This window comes from Paractinoplanes polyasparticus (genome assembly GCF_019710575.1).
Taxonomy (GTDB): domain Bacteria; phylum Actinomycetota; class Actinomycetes; order Mycobacteriales; family Micromonosporaceae; genus Actinoplanes; species Actinoplanes polyasparticus.
Genome location: NZ_JAHWFK010000064.1, coordinates 16,137 through 30,495 on the forward strand (window position 1 = coordinate 16,137; position 14,359 = coordinate 30,495).

The window sequence follows — 14,359 nt, forward strand, 5'->3', positions numbered from 1 at the left end:
GTGTCGAGTACACCGGTAGTGGACGTCGTCGTGCTCACCGCGCTGCCCGTCGAGCACCGCGCCGTCCTGCGGGTGCTCGGCCTCGGCGGCCGGGTCGGCCGCTACCGGGTGGCGGCCCGTTGCCTGGCCGGCATGGGCAACGCCGGCGCCGCAGCCGGCGCACAACAGGTCATCGACACCTTGCGACCTGCCGCCGTCCTGCTGGTTGGTATCGCCGGCGGCGCACCCCGGGCCCCGGCCCTCCAACTCGGCGACGTGCTGGTGGCCGACACCATCGTCGGCTACGAGCCCGGCCGCCGCGACCTGACCGGCCTGCACCAGCGCCCGGATGTGCACCGACCGTCGTTCGCCCTGCTCGCCGCCGCTCAGGAGGTCGAACCGGACGAGTGGGCGCCGTTCATCCGGACGGTGCGGCCCGCCGGGACTGGCACACAGCCCCGCGCGCATGTCGGCACGATCCTCAGCGGAGAAAAGGTCATCGTCGACGCCGCTGCCCTGGCCGAGTTGAGCAGCGCCTGGCCCAAGACCATCGGTGTCGAGATGGAGGGGCTCGGCGTAGCCACTGCGTCCTACCGCAGCGATGCCGCTTTTCTTCTGGTGAAGGCAGTCAGTGACAAAGCCGACGCGGCCAAGGACGACGCCTGGCACGAGTACGCGGCCGAGGCCGCGGCGCAATTCGCCCTGGCCGTGCTGCGGCGCCGGCCGCTGCCCGACCGCTCGAACGACGACCAGCCCATGGAGGCCGACCCGGAGGAGGTGCGAATGTTCGCACTGGCACCGCCGCGCCGATCCGCGTGCCGGCTGGGTGTGGTGGCCGGCGACATCCGCCGCGTCCGGTTCGCCGACGCCTGGGTGAGCAGCGAGAACACAGACATGGAGATGTCCCGGGCGGCCGAGTTCACCATCTCCGGCATCGTCCGCTATTGGGGCGCCCGGCGCGATGGAAGCGGGCGGGTCGTCGAGGACACCATCGCCCGGGAACTGGCGGCACAGGTCGAGTCGCGCCGGCCGGTCATGCCGGGTGCCGCGTTCGTCACCGGTCCGGGGGCGCTGGCCGAGAGCCACAACGTCCGGGCGCTCATCCATGTCGCCTCGGTGCAGGGCGAGCCGGGCGCGGGTTTCCGGCAGGTGCGCGACGTCGGCGCGTGCGTGACCAACGCGCTGGCCCTGGCGGAGGGCCTGGGCCTGGAAAGCGTCCTGTTCCCGCTGCTCGGTGTGGCCAGCGGCCACGGTGACGTCACCGCCACCGTGGCCGCCATGACGATCGCCACGATCGACCACCTGGCCGCACGACCCTCGACTGTGTTGCGGGCCGTCTACTTCCTCGGCTACACCCGCTCGGAGCAGGCCGTTGTCACCGAATGCCTGACGGACAGTGTGTTCCTTCAGCCGGCGTAGCCGTCACCCACGATGGTGAGCCCGGCCCACAGGCTCGGCGGCACGCCCCGGCGTCGGCTCAGGTAGCCGAGTTGCGCCGCGCGCAGTGCGTCGACCGGGGTGGCGCCGGCTGCCAAGCGCTGATAGAACGCGCCGAGCAGGGATGCGGTCGTGGTGCCGCCGATGTCCACCGTTCCGGCCAGCACCCAGCGTGCCCCGGCCAGCAGGGCGGCGGTGGGCAGGCCCAGCGGCTCCACCGCCGTCCGCAGATCGAGCCGGCCCGCCCAGCACGCCGGCATCATCACCGCCTCCGGCAACCGGCAGGTGAGCAGCTCCGCCGCGGTCAGCGGGTCGTCCGGGGCCAGCAGCAGAGACTGGCTCAGCCCGCCGCCGGCCGTGCCGTGCACGCTGAGCATGATTCCGGCTCGGCCACTCGCCTCCCGCAGGGCGTCTCGCACCTGCCCGCGGCCGAGCAGACGGACTTGTGGGAAGGCCCGCACCAGCCGGTCCCGTTCGCGCCGGGTGCCGGGCAGGCCCGGGTCCAGGTATGCGTCGAACCCCGTGCCCGTCCGCGGCGATCGTGACCGGATCGAGGTCCACAGCGTGATCGCCGGCACCGCGACCACCCGGGCCAGCTCCGCCAGGTAGCGCGATCCGACACGCACCGCGGCCACCGGCACCGGCCCGAGCAACCCGCCGGTCGACACCACCAGTGGCGGCGCCGGCCCGGCGCTCAACGCGGCGGCCAGACCGGGCGGAATGATCGCATCGCCGAGCGCGGTCAGCTGGTCGTCCTGCCGCTCGACCGCCAGGCCGGGCTCGGCGGCGTGATAGCGGTCCAGCCACCGCCGCACGTCGCCGGACAGCCGGACCTCGTCGACCCACGGGACGCCGTCCGGCGGCAACCAGATCCGGCTGCAGATGGTGGTCTCGTCCTCCAACACGTCCAGGATCAGCGCGTGTCCGCCGGACGGCAGCGCGGTGACCGTCTCGGCGAGGCCGGCCGCTTCCGGAGTGACCGCCCGCCGCAGCTCGGCCGTGGTCGCCCGTTCCAGGCGCTGGTAGAGGCCTGCCAGCTCGGGTGTCCCGCGGGCCAGGGTGATCGCCTCGACCAGGTCACGCAGGTCGTCGCTGAGCCGGGCGCCGCTGCGCACGAATGCCGACAGGGCCTCGGCCCGGGCCGCCGTCGCCACCGTGAACGCGGTGGCGCCGTCGCCGGCTCGGGCCGCGCAGTGCATGGCCAGAATGTAGGCCTGCCGCTGGTCGCGGTAGAAGGTCTCACGATGGTCCGGATCGGCGAGCCGTCGCCCGGCCCGTTCGGCTGCGGTGAAGGCCGCCACGGCATGCTCCAGCGCCTCCGTCACCCGGTCGTCGAGGATCAACTGATACGCCAGCTGGTAGTGCGCGATCGAGGCGGCGCTCGGGTCCCGGTCGGCGTCCAGCGGCAGCAGCGCTTGGCTCAGGTACTCGATCGCGGACGTGCGGTCGCCCCGGTCCCGGGCGACCATGGCCCACTCGAGCGCGGCTTGGGAGAGGTCACGGGCAGCCGCTTGGTCGTACGGCAGAACGGCGAGCCGGCGCTCCGCGGCGTCCAGGTCACCGGTCAGGCGGTCGAGCCGGGCCAGGTAAAGCTCACACAGCATGCGGTTGCCCGGCTCGCCGTCGCCGAGGCGCAGCGCCTGCTCGAGACGACGCCTTGTGTAACCAGCGGCGGCGGCATCTTCCGGGACCGACAACAGCCGCATCTGGCCGAGGCGCCGCGCCGCGTGAGCCGCGCCCAGCCGACGGCCGGCCCGCAGGTAGGCGACGAAGGCCTGCCCGTACGCCCGGCGAGCGCCCGCCTCGTCGCCCACCTGTTCCAGCACCGCGCCCAGTTCCCGGTCGGCGTTGGCCGTCCCGATCCGGCGGCCCAGCGCGGCATACCGGTCCCGCGCCTCACCGAGCAGTTCCCGGGCCTGATCGAAATCGCGGGCGATACGGGCGGAGACCGCCGCCCGGTGGCACAGATCGGCGCGCAGCTGATCGGTCCGGTCCGAGGGCGGGCATCGCTGGAGCAGCGCCGCCAGCTCCACGAGGTGTTCCCGAGCCTCCAGGAAGCGGTACCGCTGATGCGCGACCGCGGCCCGCTGCGCCAGCGACTGTCCGGCCCGCAACCAGTCGCCGTGGCCGGCCGCAACCCCGGTGGCTCCGGCCAGGAACTGGTCCGCATCGTCGAGCCGGCCCTCGTTACGAGCCAGGATCCCGGCTTCCAGCAGCGCCTCCGTGTGCAGGTCCCAGAGGTCGTCCGGCGCGGTGAGCGCGATCGTCTCGTCGTAGCCGGCGGCGGCCTCCTTGTAGCGAGAGCGGGCCGCCAGCAGCCAGTTCCACTCCAGCAGGATGCGGGCCCGGGTGCGTGGCCGCAGATCGGTGCGCTGTACGTAGGGGCTGAGCAGCTCGGCCGCCGCGGCCAGCTCGTGCCGGTCGACAAGGGCGGCAGCCGCGTGCCACGCTTCGAGCGCATCGTCGTCCGCCACGGTCAGGCGCCGAAGTGCGTCGTAGCCGCCCACCAGGTGGGCGATCCGGGCCGGCGCGCCCGGGCGGCGAGGCTGGCGGCGTGCAGGGCGTACGCGCAATCACCGGGCTTGTCGATGGCCGAGTACACGGCCTCGGCAGTGCGCCGGGCCACCCGGTCGCCGACCGGCCACAGGGTGCCGATCACGTGCCGGTAGCCCGCCAGTTGGAACGCCGAGGCCAGATGGATCGCCTCGTCGGGCAGCGCCGGACCGGTGAGCGACGTGGAGCACGCCGAGAGGTAGGCGAGTTCGGCGCCGGTCAGGCGAAGCCGGATGACGTCCAGCACGGTCAGCGGCGCCTCCCGATGGTCGTGCAGGAGCAGCCGGCTGCGCGACGGCTCGGCCAGATCGCTGACGGCGTGGCAGGCGAGGTGTGCCCAGGTCGCCCGGCTCAGCGCCGCGACGACGGGCCGGTGGGTCGCCGCCGGCCCGGTGAGGACGGTGTGCGTGCCGGGGAAGTGGCGGGCGACCGCGGCAGCTTCGGCGGCTACGTGCCGCAGTGGTGTCGCGTCGGGAGTACGCGGCATGGCCACCGCGGCCAGCCGGCGCGGCGCGGTGTCCGGTGACGCGGAGCGCGCCCTGATCAGCGCCCGGACCGTCGGCGTGTAACTGGATACCACCTGGTCCAGAACGGCCGCGTGCAGCGGGAGGTAGGACAGCGACCCGACCGGGCACCACCACAGCCGCCGGGGAAGCGACCCGAGGGCTGCGAGCACCGCTTCGGCGATCGCGTCGCGCAGCCAGGCCAGCACGCCGGCCACCTCGTCCTCCGCCTCGCGGGCGCCCATCGGGTCGTCGCGGGGCAGCACCCCGACCGCGGTCAGAAGACGCCGGGTCTGCTCGGCCACCGCAGCCGGTGTGACCGCGGGCAACGGCACTGGCGTCACCCCACCGGGGTGCACGATCAGGGCGTCCGACCGGAGCCGATGGACGTTCAGCAGCACGATCGGACCGTCCGCGGCGGCGCGGCGCAGTTCCGGCCCGGTCGGCAGCATCAGGAACCGCTCGTGGCCCGGGACGGTCCGGATCTCCTCGATGACCCGGTCGAGCTCCTCGGTGAGCGCACGCCGGCCCTCGGCCGCCCGCACCGCTGCGAGACCGGTGACCGGGCTGCTGGACCGGGGCGCGGGAGCAGCCTCGGCCGGCGCGGCGGTGTCCAGCCGGTCGCGCAGTTCGGCGAACCGGGTGGCGAGATCGGGCCGGTCGAGGCCCACGTCGCCCACGTCGGCCCGCAGGTCCAGCAGTTGGCTGAGCAGCACGCCGCGCCCGGCCTCGAGGAGCTCGAGCGCTGTCTCGGGGGCGGCGTCGTTGAGCGCGCAGGCGGCGGCGAGCGAGGCGAGGCCCTGGCCGGGTGCCAGCAGCCGCTCCTGGTCGGCCCGGCTCAGCGCCCGGTCAGCGGTGCGTCCGGCGAGTTCCAGCGAGGTCCGGGCGGCCGCCGCAGCGCCGGACCAGTCCTGCTGGTCGGCCGCGAGCATTGCCTCTCCCCGGGCGGCGGCAGCACGGACCGCGGCCGGGGCGATCGTGCTGCCCGCCACCTCCCGGTACGCCTCGATCGCGGCTGCCCGGTCGGCGCTGTCGCCGGTGGCGTCGTATCGCCGGTGCAGGGCTGCGCCGGTATTGGACAAGTAGGTCAGGCGGTACGGATCGTCCGGGCGGCTGCCGGCGGTCGCCTCACGTGCCGCCCGGATCGCCCCGTCGAGGTCGGCAACCGAGCCCGTACGTTCCCAGACGCGCAACAGCAGGCCGCCTTGATTGGACAACCGGATGATGCGGTCGCCGGCGGTACCGCTGTCGTGGACCGCGGCGGCCAGCAGCGTACGGGCCTCGTCCAGGTCACCCGCATACTCCAAGGCCAGTCCCAGCAGTTCCTGGTAGCGCGGCCGGTCCTGATGACCGGGCGGGGTGTCCGCCAGCGCCTGGCGGGCGGCGGTGACGGCGTCCGCGAGGTCGTCCTCGTCGCCGGTCAGGGCGTAGCGCTCGCGCAGCGCCGAGGACAGGTTGCCGAGGCGGCCCGGCCGGTCCGGTGCCCGCGTGAGCTCGGCCGCCACGGCTGCCCGCAGGCAGTCGACGGCCGCGTCCAGGTCGGCAGCGACACTCCGCGCGCTGAAGCGGTCGTGCAGTGCGCTGCCCTGGTTGCTGAGGTGACCGGGCCGGTCCGCATGCCCGGGGGGAACAGCGTCGAGGACCTCCCATCCGACCCGGATCGCCTCGTCGAGATCGGGCAGGGAGACGGTCAGCCCGTACCTGGTCTGCAGGGTGACCGCCAGACCGGCCAGAGCCGCGTGGCGTGGTTCGCCCTCGAAGGCGCTCCGCCAGGCTTGGCGGGCGATCGCCACGGCCCGGTCCGCGTCGCCGCGGTTCCCGGTGAGTTCGGCCCGGGTCCGTAGGGCCATGCTCAGCGTCGTGAGCCGGGCAGGCCGCCAGCGCTCCCCTGGCGCTGTCTCGTCGGCCGCGGCGACGGCCAGGCCGATGCTCTCGTCGAGCATCGCCGGATCCCGGTCGATGTCGAAGCATCGCAGGAGGGCAGAGGCAAGATTGTGCCGCGCGGTGACCGCGGCCGAGCCGTCCTCGATGGCATGCGCCGTGCGGAGGACGGTCACCGCCTCGCCGATGTCGTCAGCCGATCCGTTCGCCTTGAACCGGGACTGCAGGGCGACCCCCAGGCAGGACAGCGCCGATCGACGTGCAGCGGAACGACCGTCCGCAGCCTTCTCGAGAGCGGTCCGGGACAGGTCGACCGCCCGTACGACGTCCGCCGCGCGCCCGTGTATCTCGAAGCGAAGCCGATAGGCCGCGCTGAGGGTGCTGAGAAGCGTCGCCTGTTCCGGGTACCGGTCGCCGGCCATCCGCACTGCCGTCTCGCCGGCCTCTATCGCGGCGTCCGGCCCGGCGCCGGCTTCCTGCTCCGGGTCACCGAGCCACTCGGCCCGCGTCTGCAGGGCGTTACACAGGTGATGCCAGGCCCGGGCGGCCGGCGTGCCGATCGTCGCCGCCGCGACGGCATCCCGTGCCCACCGCACTCCCGACTCGAGGTCGTCCGGTTGTCCGGTCAGGTCGAAGCGCGCGAGCCGGGCCAGGCCGGCGCTCTGCCGCACCATCGTGAGGTTCGCTTCGTGCTCGACTCCGTGACGCGCCACCAGCCGCACGGCGTGCTCGGTCATCGTCACCGCCTCGTCGCACAGGTCGGCTCGGCCGAGCCGCCGCCCCAGGTCACGGATCATGAGGCCGGTGTTCGACCGGCGGATCGCCCCGGCCCGCGAATCCGCCGGAGCGGCAGCGAGGCAGTCACGGCCCGCCGTGACGGCCGACTGCAGGTCGTCCACGTCGCCCGTCCACCGGTATCGGGCGTACAACGACATGCTGACGTTCGAGGCGATCGCGGCGCGGCTCGGGTGCCCGTCGGGGCAATGCTCATACGCCTCGACGGCGTACGCGGCCGCTTGCCGGATGTCCTCCGCGCCGCCGCTCTCCTCGCCTCGGGTCCGCAAACCGTTCGCGAGGTTGGACAAGCGGACGGCCAGCTGTGGTCCGGACTCGCCAGTGGCGCCCACGGCCGCCCGGCCGGCCTCGATCGAGTCGTCGAGATCGACGGGCACGTTCCACCGGTCGAACCGCAGCCGCAGGCAGGCGGCCAGATTCGTCTGGCAGATGGCAAAGGCCTCGCTGTCCGGATCGGCGGCTTCGGCCGCGGCCCGGCCGAACGTCACGCATTCCGTCAAGTCGTCGGCCTCGCCGAACATCAGGTATCGGCTGTGCAACGCCCCGCTGAGATTGGTCAGCCGGCCGGCGTGATGCGGACTGTTCGCCGGTGTCGCCGCCGAGGCCCGGCGGAGCATGGCGACAGCCGAGTCCATCCTCTGCCGGTCCAGCCCGCCACCTTGGAGCAACGCGACGGCCTGAAGGGTCAACTCGGCCGCTTCATCGGTCACGTCGCCATGCACCCGTTCATCTCTACTGGACGCTGGCGTGGATGGCCATCCAGCCACCCTGACGAGGGTAACCGCCCGCCAACGCGGTCATGGGTGGCCCGCGGGTCAAGGGACCCCGACGCATAGCTCAAGATCGACAGTCCTTTGCGGACATTACCTCGGCATTTCCCTTGCGGGTCGAATGTGACCCATGGCACAGTCAATGGCACTCAGTGCCGCGCTTCCAGGCATCGGCGGCACAGCGTGCTCTTTTGGAGGTTCGCAAATGAGTCGAATGCTGGCACTCGTGACCGCGGTGGTGAGTGCGACGGTCGTCTTCGGGCCGAGCCCGGCCGCGGCCACGGAGAGCACGGCGCCGAGGTGCGCGGAACTGGCGGGAACGGCGATTCCGCCGGCGGCGATCAGCCTGCCGACCCGCGGCGGCCGCGTCGACTCCGCATCCCTGGTGACCCGGGTGGTGAGCGGCCGGACCGTTGAGTACTGCAGCGTGAGCGCGTCGCTCTTCCCGAAGGACCCGTCCGCTCCGGACATCAGGCTGCAGCTCGGGATGCCCGTCGGCTGGAACCGCAACACGATGATGTTCGGCGGCGGCGGCTACAACGGCACGATCCCCGACATCGCCCAGAACGTGCCGTTCGGACGTCCCGATTCGCCAACTCCCCTGGCTCGGGGATATGCGACGTACGCCAGCGATTCCGGGCATCAGGCCGGGCCTGCCGGGTCCCTGGACGGGTCCTTCGGCCGCAACGACGAGGCCCTGCGGAACTTCGCCGCCGGCGATGCGCTCAGGAAGACCCACGACGCCGCCCTGTACCTCGTCCGCCGTGGCTATGGCGCCGGACCCGGCCGGACATATTTCGCGGGCGGCTCGACCGGCGGACGCGAGGCTCTGGTCGTCGCACAGCGGTGGCCGGACGCGTTCGACGGCGTCATCTCCGCCTACCCGGCCTGGAACAACGCGGCCGAAATCCTGGACCTCGGATACCTGGCGCACGTGATGTCCCGGCCCGGCGCGTTCCCGGGACCGGCCAAGCAGACCCTGCTCTACAACAGCGTCATGGCGGCCTGCGACGGACGCGACGGTGTCGAGGACAGAATCATCTCGAATCTCGGCGGCTGCCGCTTCGACCTCCGGGTGCTCCGCTGCCCGGCCGGCGCCGACACCGGGCCCACCTGCCTCTCCGACCCGCAGATCGCCTCGGTGACGGCAGCGTCCACACCGTTCCGCTGGCCGTACCGGATCGCCAGCGGCGAGCGGCACTACCCCGGATTTCCGTTCCTCTCGGGCGCCGACATGAGGACGCCGTATCTCGGATTCGGCACCACCGCGCCCGCCAACCCCATGCCGACGACCAGCGCGTACGGGTTCCAGTACTGGGATCAGTGGGTGAAGCACTTCCTGACCAGAGATCCCAGCTACAACTCCCTGGACGTGGATCCGCGGCGACCCGGGAAGTGGCTCCCGAGGATCAGCTATCTCTCCACCGTCCAGGACCGCAACAACGTGAACCTCCGACCCTTCGCGCGGGCCGGCGGACGACTGATTCTGATGCACGGCTCCGCGGACGAACTGGTCTCCCACCGGTCCACGAACGACTATTACCGACGCGTGCTGGCCACGGTCGGCGCACGGCAGACCAACGCGTTCATGCGGTACTACGTGGCGCCGGGCGCGAATCACGCCAACTTCGGCGCACCCGCGTTCGCCGCCACCTGGGACTCGCTCTCCGCCCTGGAACGCTGGGTGCAGGACGGACAGCCGCCGGCCCGGCCGGTGGTGCAGGACCCCAGGGATGGACGAACACGTCCGCTCTGCGAGTACCCGGGCTGGCCGAGATATCGCTCGGGTGATCCCGCGCGTGCCCAGAGCTTCGGGTGTGCCCAGGGGACCGCGTGACGCCGGGCGGCCGGGTGGCGATCCGTACCCGGGCCCTGACCAAGGTTTTCCGGGGTTTCCGTGCGGTCGATGCGGTCGACCTGGAGGTTCGCGAGGGCAGCGTGCACGCGCTGGTCGGCCCCAACGGCGCGGGCAAGACCACGTTGTTCAACCTGCTGACCGGCTTCCTCGCCCCGACGTCCGGGACGATCACGGTGTTCGACGAGGACGTCACCGGTCTGCCGCCCGAACGGGTCGCACGCCGGGGCGTGGCCCGGTCGTTCCAGATCACCAGCCTCTTCGACACCCTGACATGCCGCGAGCACGTGGAACTCGCTCTTCAGGGGCACAGCCGGCAGGGTTTCCGGTTCTGGCGGTCGGAGAAACTGCTCGGCCGGCACCGAGCCCGCGTGGACGAACTGCTCGCGCAGGTGGGACTGATGTCGCTGGCGGACAAGCAGGCCGGACTTCTCGCGTACGGGCAGAAGCGCGCGTTGGAGCTGGCCCTGGTGCTGGCGCTGGACCCACCGGTGATGCTGCTCGATGAGCCGACGGCCGGGATGGGGATCGAGGATGTGGACCGCACGATCGAGCTGGTCCGTCGCCTCGCTTCCGGTCGCACCGTGGTGTTCGTCGACCACAACATGCACGTCGTCGGCAGCCTGGCCGACCGGGTGACCGTGCTGCAGCAGGGCAAGATCTTGGCCGAGGGCGGCTACGACGAGGTCCGCCGGGACGAACGGGTGATCACCGCGTACCTGGGTGAGGCCGAACATGCTTGAGGTCACCGGACTGACGGCGTGGTACGGCCAGGCGCAGGCGCTGCACGGGGTGGACGTTCGCGTGAACGAGGGCGAGGTCGTCTCGCTGGCCGGCCGCAACGGCGCCGGCAAGACCACCCTGGTGCGGTGCTTGATCGGACTGCACCGGCAGGCCGGCGGCACCGTGCGTCTGCACGGCCGCGACATCACCGGCCTGCCGGCGCACCGCAGAGCCCGAGCCGGCATGGGCTGGGTCCAGGACGACCGCGGCATCTACGCCGGCCTCACGGTGGAGGAGAACCTGTTGCTGCCGCCCACGGTCTCCGACCGGGCCTGGACGCTGCAGCAGGTCTATGAGGCCTTTCCCGTGCTCGCCGAGCGCCGTAAGGCGCCCGGCACCACGCTCTCCGGCGGGGAGCAGCAGATGCTGGCCATCGCCCGGGTGCTGCGGACCGGCGCCCGTCTGCTGCTCATGGACGAGCCCTCGGAAGGCTTGGCCCCGGTGGTCGTGGCGCGGATCGGGGCGATCATCCGCGAGATCAAGGCCACCGGCGCCGGCGTGCTGCTGATCGAGCAGAACGTCAAGTTCGCCGCCACTGTGGCCGACCGGCACTACCTGCTCAGCCAGGGCCGCATCGTCGAGACCCTCGACAACGACGAGTTCCGGCGCCGCGAGGGCGACCTACTCAAACACCTCGGCATCTAACCCGACTGGGGAGTACACCATGGAGAGCACGCGGAAATGGGCCGGCGCCTCAGCCTTGACGGTGACACTGCTGCTGAGCGCCTGCGGCGGTGGCGGACCCGGGAGTTCGGGCGGCGATTTCACCGGAGACAAGCTGGTGCTGGCGGTCCTCAACGACCAGTCCGGTATCTACAAGGACGCGTCGGGCCCTAACTCCGTCAAGGCGGTCAAGATGGCCGTTGCCGACTTCCGGGCGAAGTACGGGGACAAGGCCGTCGTCCAAGAGATCGAGGTGACCTCGACCGACCACCAGAACAAGCCCGACATCGCCAACACCAAGGCTTCCGAGCTGTACGAGCGTGGTGGCGCGGACGTCATCCTGGACGTGCCGACCTCGTCCGCCGCCCTGGCCGTCGCCAACCAGGCGAAGAACCACAAGAAGCTGTTCCTCGACGTCAGCGCGGCGACCACCGCGCTGACCGGCGCCCAGTGCAACAAGTACACGTTCCAGTGGGCGTACAACACCTACCTGCTCGCCAACGGCACCGGCACGACGGTCACCCGGGACGGTGGCAAGAAGTGGACGATCCTCTTCCCCGATTACGAGTTCGGGCAGAACATGACCAAGTCCTTCACCGATGCGGTCACGAAGGCGGGTGGCACGGTTCAGGAGACCATCCCGACGCCGTTCCCGAACGAGAACTTCGCGACCTTCCTCACCAAGGCGGGCAGCAGCAATCCCGATGTGATCGGCACGATGCACGCCGGCGGTGACCTGATCAACCTGGTCAAACAGTTCAACGAGTCGGGGCTGAAGGACAAGGGCGTCGAGCTGGCCGTCGGGCTGATGCTCATCAACGACATCCACTCGCTGGGCGTGGAGCAGTTCGCCGGCACGCTGTTCACCGACCCCTGGTACTGGAACATGGACGCCGAGGCACGCGCCTGGGCCGACCGGTTCCTGGCCGAGACCGGGGCCCGCCCGAGCTTCGAACACGCCGGCAACTACTCCGCTGCGCTGCAATACCTGGAGGCGGTCCAGGCGGTGGGCACCGACGACGCCGACGCGGTGGTCGCGAACCTCGAGGGCAAGAAGGTCAACGACGTGTTTCTGCGCAACGGCGAGATCCGCGCCAAGGACCACTCCGTCGTCCACGACGCCAACCTCGCCCGCGTCAAGAAGCCGGCCGACGTGAAGGAGGCCTGGGACTACGAGGAGATCGTGACCAAGATTCCGGCGGCCGAGGGATTCCCGCCGGCCGAGGCGTCCGGCTGCTCGATGAAGCCATGAGCGCGCTCCTTCAGTACGCCGTACAAGGGCTGGCGGCCGGCAGCTTCTACGCGTTGGCCGCGCTGGGGCTGGCGGTCATCTTCGGGGTCCTGGGCGTGGTGAACTTCGCGCACGGCGCGTTCTACATGCTCGGAGCGGTCGCCACGGCGGTTCTGCTCGACACCCTGGATCTCACGCTGTGGTGGTCGCTGCTGGTGGTGCCGGTGCTGATGTTCCTGTTCGGCGTCGTGGTGGAGCGGCTGCTCGTCCAGTGGCTGCTCCGGCTCGATCCGCTCTACAACCTGCTGCTCACCTTCGGGCTCACGCTGGTCCTGGTCGAGCTGGTCAAGCAGCAGTACGGCGTCTCCGGGCTGCCGTACCGACTGCCGAGCGGGCTGCAGGGACGCATCGATCTGGCCGGCGTGGTGCTGCCGCGCTACCAGCTGTTCGTTCTGTTCTTCTCGATCGCGTTGTGTGTGCTCGTCTGGCTGATGATGACGCGGACCCGGATCGGCATGATCGTCCGGGCGGCGACCGAGAAGCCTGAGCTCGCCCGGGCCCTGGGCATCAACGTGGGACGCTGGGTGACGCCGGTCTTCGGCTTCGGCGTCGCGCTCGCCGGCCTGGCCGGTGTGCTCGCCGCGCCGTTCCGGGCGATCACCGCCGACATGGGCAACAACTTCGCGATCATTCTGTTCGCGGTCGTGGTCATCGGCGGCCTCGGGTCGATCGTCGGCGCGGTGGTCGCGGGCTTCCTCGTCGGCCTGGTCGAGGCCTTCGGCCAGGCGTACGCCCCGACGTTCGCGCAGATCCTCATCTTCGTCCTCATGGCCCTGGTCATCCTGATCAGGCCGGCCGGGTTGTTCGGACGCCAGGAGGCGACAACATGACTCACTCCGTGATCAGAGAGGCCCCGCCGGCCGGGGCCGACGCCCCCGTGACCGCGAGCAACCCGAGGCTGCGGTGGATTCTGCTGGCTGTCGGCCTGGTGGCGGCGCTGGCGCTGCCCTGGTTCATCTATCCGCCGGTGGCGATGGACATCGTGGCGCTGGCGCTGTTCGCGATCGCCCTGGACATCCTGCTCGGCTTCACCGGCCTGCTCTCCTTCGGGCACGCGGCGTTCTGGGGCAGTTCGGCGTATGTGACCGGCCTGATCGCCACGCACTACGGCGTGCCGTTCCCGGTGGCCGTCATCGGTGGCGCAGTCTTCGCGATGATTCTCGCGCTTCCCATCGGGTACGTGTCGGTGCGCCGCTCCGGAATCTACTTCGCGATGGTCACCCTCGCCTTCGCGCAGATGGTCTACTTCATCGGCTATCAGTGGAGCGACCTGACGGGCGGCGAGAACGGGCTGCAAGGCGTACCCCGGTCGTTCTTCGGCATCGAGCTGGTGGAGACCGAGTCGTTCTATTTCTATTACGCGGCCCTGCCGATCCTGCTGTTCGGCATGTGGGCGGCGTGGCGGATCGTGCACTCACCGTTCGGACGAGTCCTGGTGTCGATCCGCGACAACACGCCGCGCGCCCGGGCGCTCGGCTACGACGCCGACAAATACAAGGCTGTCGCCTTCGTGCTCTCCGCCGGGCTGACCGGTCTGGCCGGTGGTGTGTTCGCCATCAACCACGGATTCGTCGCGCTGACCGAACTGCACTGGACCACCTCGGGCGACGTCGTGCTGATGACGGTTCTCGGTGGTATCGGCACGCTGTGGGGTGGCATCGTGGGCGCGTTCCTGACCGTGACGCTCGCCGATTACCTCGCCTCCTCCGGCTTCCACGGCATCGACCTGATCACCGGATCGGTCTTCGTCCTCGTGGTGCTGCTGTTCCGCCGCGGAATCTGGGGAACCGTCCGCCATCGGTGGAACATCCGGCGGCTGCGGCGTGCGTCGGCACGCGCTGGGCAGGGT

General features: G+C 71.1%; 8 protein-coding genes and 1 pseudogene. 7 read left to right on the plus strand and 2 right to left on the minus strand.

The window, feature by feature from the left end; all coding sequences use genetic code 11:
* Positions 1-1,398 (plus strand): phosphorylase family protein, encoded by a 1,398-nt coding sequence (locus KXC43_RS46020; protein WP_221382615.1) that lies wholly within the window; start codon positions 1-3, stop codon positions 1,396-1,398.
* Here the strand turns inward: KXC43_RS46020 and KXC43_RS53105 are convergent.
* Together KXC43_RS53105 and KXC43_RS53110 are read right to left on the minus strand one after the other, a co-directional pair.
* Positions 1,386-3,923, minus strand: coding sequence for a CHAT domain-containing protein (locus tag KXC43_RS53105; protein WP_221382616.1), 2,538 nt, complete (start codon positions 3,921-3,923; stop codon positions 1,386-1,388). The two genes, KXC43_RS46020 and KXC43_RS53105, sit on opposite strands and share 13 nt — an antisense overlap.
* A complete protein-coding gene (locus KXC43_RS53110; RefSeq protein WP_221382617.1) occupies positions 3,893-7,858 on the minus strand; it encodes a CHAT domain-containing tetratricopeptide repeat protein in 3,966 nt (1,321 codons plus the stop codon). The genes KXC43_RS53105 and KXC43_RS53110 overlap by 31 nt, the downstream gene beginning before the upstream one ends.
* Positions 7,859-8,123: 265 nt before the next feature.
* Here KXC43_RS53110 and KXC43_RS46035 point away from each other — a divergent pair, with 265 nt between their 5' ends.
* The 6 genes and pseudogenes from KXC43_RS46035 to KXC43_RS46060 all read left to right on the plus strand — a co-directional run.
* Positions 8,124-9,755: a tannase/feruloyl esterase family alpha/beta hydrolase gene (locus tag KXC43_RS46035; RefSeq protein WP_221382618.1), complete on the plus strand. Its 1,632-nt coding sequence runs from the start codon at positions 8,124-8,126 to the stop codon at positions 9,753-9,755.
* The gene (locus KXC43_RS46040) at positions 9,752-10,516 is read left to right on the plus strand and encodes an ABC transporter ATP-binding protein (RefSeq protein WP_308129568.1); all 765 of its coding nucleotides are present in this window, start codon (positions 9,752-9,754) and stop codon (positions 10,514-10,516) included. The genes KXC43_RS46035 and KXC43_RS46040 overlap by 4 nt, the downstream gene beginning before the upstream one ends.
* Positions 10,509-11,201: an ABC transporter ATP-binding protein gene (locus tag KXC43_RS46045; protein ID WP_221382619.1), complete on the plus strand. Its 693-nt coding sequence runs from the start codon at positions 10,509-10,511 to the stop codon at positions 11,199-11,201. Before KXC43_RS46040 ends, KXC43_RS46045 begins: the two co-directional genes overlap by 8 nt.
* A 19-nt stretch (positions 11,202-11,220) precedes the next feature.
* Entirely contained in the window at positions 11,221-12,471 is a 1,251-nt protein-coding gene (locus KXC43_RS46050; RefSeq protein ID WP_221382620.1) for an ABC transporter substrate-binding protein, read from the plus strand.
* Entirely contained in the window at positions 12,468-13,340 is an 873-nt protein-coding gene (locus KXC43_RS46055) for a branched-chain amino acid ABC transporter permease (RefSeq protein WP_221382621.1), read from the plus strand. The genes KXC43_RS46050 and KXC43_RS46055 overlap by 4 nt, the downstream gene beginning before the upstream one ends.
* Positions 13,337-14,326: pseudogene (locus KXC43_RS46060) on the plus strand (branched-chain amino acid ABC transporter permease); the annotation flags it as partial. The gene KXC43_RS46055 and the pseudogene KXC43_RS46060, both read left to right, overlap by 4 nt.
* Positions 14,327-14,359: the final 33 nt, after the last annotated feature.

Excerpts from the sequence above, each read along its gene's own strand:
- KXC43_RS46050 (WP_221382620.1), top strand. The coding sequence starts at position 11,221 with ATGGAGAGCACGCGGAAATGGGCCGGCGCCTCAGCCTTGACGGTGACA.
- KXC43_RS46045 (WP_221382619.1), top strand. The coding sequence starts at position 10,509 with ATGCTTGAGGTCACCGGACTGACGGCGTGGTACGGCCAGGCGCAGGCG.
- KXC43_RS46055 (WP_221382621.1), top strand. The coding sequence starts at position 12,468 with ATGAGCGCGCTCCTTCAGTACGCCGTACAAGGGCTGGCGGCCGGCAGC.
- KXC43_RS46035 (WP_221382618.1), top strand. The coding sequence starts at position 8,124 with ATGAGTCGAATGCTGGCACTCGTGACCGCGGTGGTGAGTGCGACGGTC.